9 protein-coding genes are annotated in these 7,585 nt (G+C 70.9%); 6 read left to right on the forward strand and 3 right to left on the reverse strand.

The features are described from left to right. The first annotated feature begins 64 nt into the window (after positions 1-64). Positions 65-1,336 carry a Cmx/CmrA family chloramphenicol efflux MFS transporter gene (locus ABZS61_RS25230; RefSeq protein ID WP_356425509.1) on the forward strand — a complete coding sequence of 424 codons (1,272 nt, stop codon included), beginning with the start codon at positions 65-67 and terminating at the stop codon, positions 1,334-1,336. Here ABZS61_RS25230 and ABZS61_RS25235 read toward each other — a convergent pair. Both ABZS61_RS25235 and ABZS61_RS25240 read right to left on the reverse strand, forming a co-directional pair. After that, positions 1,278-1,559 carry a DUF4031 domain-containing protein gene (locus tag ABZS61_RS25235; protein WP_356425469.1) on the reverse strand — a complete coding sequence of 94 codons (282 nt, stop codon included), beginning with the start codon at positions 1,557-1,559 and terminating at the stop codon, positions 1,278-1,280. The genes ABZS61_RS25230 and ABZS61_RS25235 overlap by 59 nt on opposite strands. Next, positions 1,556-1,924, reverse strand: a complete 369-nt coding sequence (locus ABZS61_RS25240) for a hypothetical protein (RefSeq protein ID WP_329208595.1) — start codon at positions 1,922-1,924, stop codon at positions 1,556-1,558. Before ABZS61_RS25240 ends, ABZS61_RS25235 begins: the two co-directional genes overlap by 4 nt. 103 nt (positions 1,925-2,027) lie before the next feature. Between ABZS61_RS25240 and ABZS61_RS25245 the strand changes: the two genes are divergently transcribed. The 3 genes from ABZS61_RS25245 to ABZS61_RS25255 are packed head-to-tail and all read left to right on the forward strand — an operon-like array spanning position 2,028 to position 5,544. Beyond that, positions 2,028-2,945, forward strand: coding sequence for a MurR/RpiR family transcriptional regulator (locus ABZS61_RS25245; RefSeq protein ID WP_329208596.1), 918 nt, complete (start codon positions 2,028-2,030; stop codon positions 2,943-2,945). Positions 2,946-2,999: 54 nt separating this feature from the next. Then, a complete protein-coding gene (murQ, locus tag ABZS61_RS25250) occupies positions 3,000-3,974 on the forward strand; it encodes an N-acetylmuramic acid 6-phosphate etherase (RefSeq protein ID WP_356425512.1) in 975 nt (324 codons plus the stop codon). Between the two features lie 46 nt (positions 3,975-4,020). After that, positions 4,021-5,544 (forward strand): PTS transporter subunit EIIC, encoded by a 1,524-nt coding sequence (locus ABZS61_RS25255; RefSeq protein WP_356425473.1) that lies wholly within the window; start codon positions 4,021-4,023, stop codon positions 5,542-5,544. Positions 5,545-5,617: 73 nt separating this feature from the next. Here ABZS61_RS25255 and ABZS61_RS25260 read toward each other — a convergent pair whose 3' ends face one another. Next, complete coding sequence (locus tag ABZS61_RS25260; RefSeq protein ID WP_356425476.1) at positions 5,618-6,385, reverse strand: helix-turn-helix domain-containing protein; 768 nt, start codon at positions 6,383-6,385, stop codon at positions 5,618-5,620. Positions 6,386-6,608: 223 nt separating this feature from the next. Between ABZS61_RS25260 and ABZS61_RS25265 the strand changes: the two genes are divergently transcribed. After that, positions 6,609-7,277, forward strand: a complete 669-nt coding sequence (locus tag ABZS61_RS25265; RefSeq protein ID WP_356425479.1) for a DUF4097 family beta strand repeat-containing protein — start codon at positions 6,609-6,611, stop codon at positions 7,275-7,277. A gap of 12 nt (positions 7,278-7,289) precedes the next feature. After that, the coding region (locus tag ABZS61_RS25270; protein ID WP_356425481.1) for an ATP-binding cassette domain-containing protein at positions 7,290-7,585 on the forward strand (296 nt) is incomplete at its 3' end.

The raw sequence follows: 7,585 nt of genomic DNA on the forward strand, positions 1-7,585 counted from the left end.
AATTCCGAGGTCGGGGGCACTGTTGGTGACTGTCATGCCCGACTCCGCTTCCAGCCGTCCCCGCATGCCACTGGCCGTGTACATCCTCGGCCTCTCGGTCTTCGCTCTCGGTACCAGCGAGTTCATGCTGTCCGGGCTGCTGCCACCCATCGCCGACGACATGGACGTGTCGATTCCGCAGGCCGGACTCCTCATATCCGCGTTCGCCATCGGCATGGTGGTCGGCGCCCCGCTGCTGGCCGTGGCCACGCTCCGGCTGCCACGCCGCACGACACTCATCGCCCTCATCGCGGTCTTCGGCCTGGGCCAGATCGCGGGCGCGCTGGCTCCGACGTACGAGGTGCTCTTCGTCTCCCGGGTGGTGAGCGCCTTCGCCTGCGCGGGCTTCTGGGCGGTCGGGGCGGCGGTCGCCATCGCGATGGTGCCCATGAACGCGCGGGCCAGGGCGATGGCCGTCATGATCGGCGGTCTGTCGATCGCGAACGTGCTGGGGGTGCCGCTGGGGGCGTTCCTCGGGGAGCACCTCGGCTGGCGTTCGGCGTTCTGGGCGGTGGGCGCGGCGTCCGCCGTGGCCCTGGTCGGGGTCGCCACCCGGATTCCGCGCATCCCGCTGCCGGACGAGAAGCCGCAGCTCAAGCGCGAGGTAGCGATCTTCCGGGACCGCCAGGTGTGGCTGTCGATCGTGATCACCGCGCTCGCGGCGGGCGGTGTCTTCTGCGCGTTCAGCTATCTCGCACCGCTGCTGACGGACGTCGCGGGGCTGAGCTCGGGCTGGGTGCCGTGGGTCCTCGCACTGTTCGGGGTCGGTGCGGTGATCGGTACGACGATCGGCGGCCGGGTCGCGGACGCGCACCTCTTCGGGGTGCTGCTGAGCGGCATCACGGCGTCGACGGTCTTCCTGGTGGCGCTGGCCCTGTTCGCGTCGAACCCGGTCGCGGTGGTCGTCCTGGCGTTCCTGCTGGGCCTGTCCGCGTTCTACACGGCCCCGGCGCTCAACGCCCGGATGTTCAACGTCGCGGGCGTCGCCCCGACGCTGGCCGGTGCGACGACGACGGCCGCGTTCAACCTCGGCAACACGAGCGGCCCGTGGCTGGGCGGCACGGTCATCGACGGGGGCTTCGGTTTCCCGGCCACGGCCTGGGCGGGTGCCGGGATGATGGTGCTCGGCCTGGCGGCCGTGGTGGTCTCGCTGCGGCTCGGCGGCAGCGGCAGGCCGTCGCGGCGGATCGCGGGCGGGGACAGCAGGAAGAACACGGGCGCGGGGGTGCCCGCGCAGGTCACTGCGGGTCGGACGGCGCAGGGCGCCCCTTCGGCCGCCGGAGTCCCGCGGCAGTGATCCGGCGCACGATCTCCTTCGAGCCGACCTCCTTCGCCCCGGCGCGGACCGCGTCCGCGTAATGCGCCTCGGGTACGTCGTAGTGGTCGCGCTCGAAGGCACGCGGCGGGCAGCCGATCGTGGCGGCGAAGTCGTGCAGCTCCTCGAAGGACACGTCGCTGACCAGGTGCGACCACAGGCGTCCGTGCCCCGGCCAGGTGGGCGGGTCGATGTAGACGGTCACCGGCCCAGCACCCCGGCGAGCGCCCCCACGGGTGCGACGGACACGGTCGCCTTCGTGCAGACCCAGTGCGGATCGGGGCCGAGCTCCGGCTCCACGTCGAGTGCGTGCGGCCCGTCCTCCGTGCACACCGGGCACAGCGGCCAGCGGCCGTAGCGCTCCAGCAGCGCGTCCTGGACGTCCTGCGCTATCAGTCCGGTGACGAAGGACACGCCCTCGGGCCACTGCTCGACCCACCACCGCCGGTGGGTCACCGCGTCCTCGACCAGCGAGACGATTTCGGCCTCGGCGACGTCGCCCGCGACGAGGTCGGCCATGACCAGCGCACGCGCCGTGTGCAGCTCCTGCTCCAGGGTGTTCAACTCCATGGCCCCATTGTCACCCGGGCGCCGCAGGCTCCGGCCTTGATCCTTCAGAGGTAGGGACCAAAGGGGGGTTGACGGCCTTCCGTCTTGAAAATATCTTTCAAATGTGACCAATGACGTGAAGGAAAGTTTCAGCGCCGATTCCCCGCCCGCACCGGCGGCCCTCGCGGCCAAGGTGCGGACCCTCGCCCCGTCCATGACCCGCTCCATGCAGCGGGTCGCCGAAGCGGTCGCGGGCGACCCCGCCGGGTGCGCCGCCCTCACCGTCACCGGTCTCGCCGAACTCACCGGCACCAGCGAGGCCACCGTGGTCCGCACCGCCCGTCTCCTCGGCTACCCCGGCTACCGGGACCTGCGCCTGGCACTCGCGGGCCTCGCCGCCCACCAGCTGTCCGGCCGCGCACCGGCCGTCACCGCCGACATCGCGGTCGACGACCCGATCGCCGACGTCGTGACGAAGCTCGCCTACGACGAGCAGCAGACGCTCGCCGACACCGCTGCCGGTCTGGACACCGTCCAGCTCGGCGCCGCCGTCGCCGCCGCCGCGACCGCCCGCCGCATCGACATCTACGGCGTCGGCGCCTCCTCCCTCGTCGGCCAGGACCTGGCGCAGAAGCTGCTCCGCATCGGACTGATCGCCCATGCGCACATGGACCCGCACCTCGCCGTGACCAACGCCGTGCAGCTCCGCTCCGGCGACGTGGCCATCGCGATCACGCACTCCGGTTCGACCGGTGACGTCATCGAGCCGCTCCGGGTCGCCTTCGACCGCGGTGCGACGACCATCGCGATCACCGGCCGCCCGGACGGACCGGTCTCGCAGTACGCCGACCACGTGCTGACCACGTCCACCGCCCGCGAGAGCGAGCTGCGGCCGGCCGCCATGTCGAGCCGTACGAGCCAGCTCCTCGTCGTCGACTGCCTGTTCATAGGTGTCGCCCAGCGCACGTACGAAACGGCCGCCCCCGCACTGGCCGCGTCGTACGAGGCACTCGCCCACCGCCGTACCCCTCGCACCCGCTGATCCACGCCCGCACCCGCTGAACCGCACATGAACGAGAAAGCAGAGCCGCTGTCCATGACCTCCACCGCCGACACCGACGCCACGAACGCCGACTCCGCCGCCGACGGCTACGGCGAGCTGCGCGCCCAGCTCGCCACGCTCACCACCGAGGCGTTCCGCCCCGAGCTCGCCGAGATCGACCAGCTCCCCACGCAGGACATAGCGCGGATCATGAATGGCGAGGACAGCACCGTCCCCGCGGCCATCGCCGACAAGCTGCCGCAGATCTCCGCCGCGATCGACGCCACCGCCGAGCGCATGGCGCGCGGCGGCCGGCTGATCTACGCGGGTGCCGGCACCGCGGGCCGCCTCGGCGTCCTCGACGCCAGCGAGTGCCCGCCCACCTTCAACACCGACCCGTCCGAGGTCGTCGGGCTGATCGCGGGCGGTCCCTCCGCCATGGTCAAGGCCGTCGAAGGCGCGGAGGACAGCAAGGAGCTGGCAGCCGCGGACCTGGAGGAGCTGGGCCTCACGGCCGACGACACGGTGGTCGGCATCTCCGCCTCCGGCCGTACGCCGTACGCCATCGGGGCCGTCGAGCACGCCCGTGCCAAGGGCGCCCTCACCATCGGCCTCTCCTGCAACGCGGACTCCGGGCTCGCGGCGGCCGCCGAACACGGCCTGGAGATCGTCGTCGGCCCCGAGCTGCTCACGGGCTCGACGCGCCTCAAGGCGGGCACGGCCCAGAAGCTCGTCCTCAACATGCTCTCGACGATCACGATGATCCGGCTCGGCAAGACGTACGGGAATCTGATGGTCGACGTGCGCGCTTCCAACGAGAAGCTGCGCGCCCGCTCCCGCCGGATCGTCTCCCTCGCGACCGGCGCCTCCGACCAGGAGATCGAGGCGGCACTCGCCGCCACGGACGGCGAGGTCAAGAACGCCATCCTCACGATCCTGGGCGAGGTCGACGGCCCGACCGCCGCCACGCTCCTGGCCGACTCCCACGGCCACCTCCGCGCCGCCCTCGCGGCCGTCCGCACCACCTGATCCACCGCACCGTCCCCACCCCCCGCACAGCAAGGCACCACGCACCATGGCTACTGAAGACAAGAACCGCGCCACCGCCGCCGCGATCCTTCCGCTTGTCGGTGGCGCAGCGAACGTCGGCTCGATCGCCCACTGCATGACCCGGCTCCGGCTGGGCCTGCACGACCGTTCGCTCGTCGACGACGACGCCCTGAAGGCCCTCCCGGCCGTCATGGGCGTGGTCGACGACGACACGTACCAGATCGTCCTCGGCCCGGGCACCGTCGCCCGGGTGACCCCGGAGTTCGAGCAGCTGGTCGAGGAGGAGCGCGCCTCGGCCGCCCCCGTCGTCCACACCTCCGAGGAGCTGGCGGCGCAGGGCGCGGCCATCAAGGCGCAGCAGAAGGCGAAGAACGCCACCCCGTTCAAGCTGTTCCTGCGCAAGATCGCGAACATCTTCGTCCCGCTGATCCCGGCCCTCATCGGCTGCGGCATCATCGCCGGCCTCAACGGCCTGCTGGTGAACCTCGGCTGGCTGCCCTCGGTCACGCCCGCCCTGGCCGCGATGGCCTCCGGTTTCATGGCCCTGATCGCGGTCTTCGTCGGCTACAACACGGCGAAGGAGTTCGGCGGTACGCCGATCCTGGGCGGTGCGGTCGCGGCGATCATCGTCTTCCCCGGCGTCGCGAACATCGATGCCTTCGGCCAGACCCTCTCCCCCGGCCAGGGCGGCGTCCTCGGCGCGCTCGGTGCCGCGGTCCTCGCGGTGTACGTGGAGAAGTGGTGCCGCCGCTGGGTGCCCGAGGCCCTGGACGTCCTGGTCACCCCGACCCTGACGGTCCTGATCTCCGGCCTGGTCACGATCTTCGGTCTGATGTACGTGGCCGGCGAGGTCTCCACCGCCATCGGTTCGTTCGCCGACTGGCTGCTCTCCACGGGCGGCGCGGGCGCCGGCTTCCTGCTCGGCGGCTTCTTCCTCCCGCTGGTGATGCTGGGCCTGCACCAGGCCCTGATCCCGATCCACACCACGCTCATCGAGCAGCAGGGATTCACCGTCCTGCTCCCGATCCTCGCCATGGCCGGCGCGGGCCAGGTCGGCGCGGCCGCCGCGGTCTACCTGCGCCTTCCCCGTAACGAGTCGATCCGCAGGACCATCAAGTCCGCCCTCCCCGCAGGCCTTCTGGGTGTCGGCGAGCCCCTGATCTACGGCGTCTCCCTCCCCCTGGGCCGCCCGTTCATCACGGCCTGTGTCGGCGGCGCGTTCGGCGGCGGCTTCGTGGGCCTGTTCAACCAGCTCGGCGACTCGGTCGGTTCCACGGCCATCGGCCCGTCCGGCTGGGCCCTGTTCCCGCTCCTGGACGGCAACCACGGCCTCGGCTCGACGATCGCGATCTACGCGGGCGGCCTGGCGGTCGGCTACGTCGCCGGCTTCGTCGCCACGTACTTCTTCGGCTTCAGCCAGGCCCTGCTGACGGAGTTCAACGTCTCCCAGGAACCGGTCCCGTCAACGGTCGCCGCCACGGGCGGCCACCCCACGACGGACCCGGGCACCGCCCCCGGCGCCCCTGCGAAGGAACCTGCCGGAGTCTGATCGACCCACGCACACCCGCCTGATCCGTCGGCGGTACCCGGTCCGAAGCGACCGGGTACCGCCGACGTGCGTTTCAGGACGGCGCTCCACCGTCCGGACGCGGCTCGGCAGCGGCATTCGAGGTCGCTTCGGCCTTCGCGTAGAGGACGTCGCGGGCCTGTTCCGCGGCGCGGGTGATGCTCTCGTTGACGAAGTCCAGGAAACGGGCGATGTTCTCCAGGCGGGCGGCGGCCGGGGTGCCGGCGCCGAGGACGCCGACGCCCTGCCGTGCGGTCTCGACGAGCTGCGCGGTGGACCGGGCGCTGGCCATCATCGACTGGTACCAGATGTCGTCGTCGACGATGTAGCGCTCGCGGCGGCCTTCGTCGCGTTCCCGGCGGACGAGGCCCTGGCTCTCGAGGAACGCGATCGACTTGGAGATGGACGCCGGACTGACCTGGAGGCGCTCCACGAGCTCGGACGCGGTGAGGCTGCCCGCGTCGGTCGTGTAGAGACTGCCCAGCACCCTGGCCATCATCTTGTTGGACAGGCCCGTCTGCATGAGGACGTCGGTGAATGTCTCCTCGTACTCGCGCACGGCTTCGGCGTCGCGTCCGTGGGGCTGCGGGGATGCCTTCGGGTCCCGGGGCGCGGCCTGCCTGCGCTGGTGGGTGCGGCGTTCGGTGGCGCGGTGGGCCAGGTCGGCGCGGTAGGCGGCGGGGCCGCCGTTGCGCATCACCTCACGCGTGATCGTCGAGGTCGGACGGTCGAGCCCTCTGGCGATCTCCGCGTAGGCGAGCCCGTCGGCCAGTCCCAGCGCGATCTGCTGGCGTTCCTGCTGAGTGAGCCTGCCACCCGGCATCGCGATCTCCTTCGTTGTGCCTCTGGTGCCGTCAGCATAGCGTTCACATTCATCTCATTGCAACGGTGAGGCAATGGTTGTTGCATTAAAGTGCACGCCGTTGCAACGATTTATTGGCCCTGACCAGTACTTATGGTGATCGCAAGCAACGATTACGTTGCCAGATCCATGAACGCAACGTAGCGTTTCACTCATCAGAAACACGGAGCCGAAGGAGAGAACGATGCAGAAGTTCGACACCCCCGACCAGGTCTCGACCGTCCTCGACATCCCCGCAGGGCGCCTCCTGTTCATCGCCGCCGACCGGGCCGACACCACCGTCGAGGTCCTTCCCGCCGACGCCTCGAACAGTCGCGACATCAAGGCTGCGGAGCGCATCACCGTCGAATACGTCGACGGCGTCCTGCGGATCGGGGCCGCACCGGCGAAGAACCGGATCCTCGGCAGCTCCGGATCCGTCGAGGTCACCGTCCAGCTGCCCGCCGGCTCCCACATCGAGGCGAAGGCAGCCGACTCCGAGCTCCGGGGCGTCGGACGGCTCGGCAACGTCGCCTTCGAGGGCGCGCAGGGCTCGGTCAAGCTCGACGAAACCGCGAGCGCCCGCCTCGCCCTCCTCGCCGGCGACGTCTCGGTCGGACGCCTGGGCGGACCCGCGGAGATCAGCACCCAGAAGGGCGACCTCCACATCGCCGAGGCCATGGGCGGCACGGTCACGCTGCGCACCGAGTCCGGCGGGATCTCGGTCGGCGCCGCCCGCGGAGTCTCCGCCTCCCTGGACGCCGGTACCGCCTACGGCCGGATCCACAACGCGCTCAAGAACACCGACGGCACCGCAGGCCTGAACATCCACGCAACCACTTCCTACGGCGACATCACCGCCCGCAGCCTCTGAGGAGCACGCATCATGACCGACCTGGCCATCGCGGCGAACGGGCTGCGCAAGTCCTACGGCGACAAGCTCGTACTCGACGGCATCGACCTGACCGTCCCCGAAGGAACGGTCTTCGCCCTGCTCGGCCCGAACGGCGCCGGCAAGACCACCGCCGTCAAGATCCTCTCCACCCTCATCACCCCCGGCCCCGCCTCCGGCGAGATCCGCGTCGGCGGCCACGACGTCGCCGCCGACCCGCAGGCGGTCCGTGCCGCGATCGGTGTCACCGGGCAGTTCTCCGCCGTCGACGGGCTGATCACCGGCGAGGA

It is taken from the genome of Streptomyces sp. NPDC005566 (assembly GCF_040605575.1).
Classification (GTDB): Bacteria; Actinomycetota; Actinomycetes; order Streptomycetales; family Streptomycetaceae; genus Streptomyces.

What these genes read in the sequence shown, in the direction of transcription:
- ABZS61_RS25230 (WP_356425509.1), top strand. Translation starts at nt 65, where the DNA reads ATGCCACTGGCCGTGTACATCCTCGGCCTCTCGGTCTTCGCTCTCGGT.
- ABZS61_RS25240 (WP_329208595.1), bottom strand. Translation starts at nt 1,924, where the DNA reads ATGGAGTTGAACACCCTGGAGCAGGAGCTGCACACGGCGCGTGCGCTG.
- murQ (WP_356425512.1), top strand. Translation starts at nt 3,000, where the DNA reads ATGACCTCCACCGCCGACACCGACGCCACGAACGCCGACTCCGCCGCC.
- ABZS61_RS25255 (WP_356425473.1), top strand. Translation starts at nt 4,021, where the DNA reads ATGGCTACTGAAGACAAGAACCGCGCCACCGCCGCCGCGATCCTTCCG.
- ABZS61_RS25260 (WP_356425476.1), bottom strand. Translation starts at nt 6,385, where the DNA reads ATGCCGGGTGGCAGGCTCACTCAGCAGGAACGCCAGCAGATCGCGCTG.
- ABZS61_RS25265 (WP_356425479.1), top strand. Translation starts at nt 6,609, where the DNA reads ATGCAGAAGTTCGACACCCCCGACCAGGTCTCGACCGTCCTCGACATC.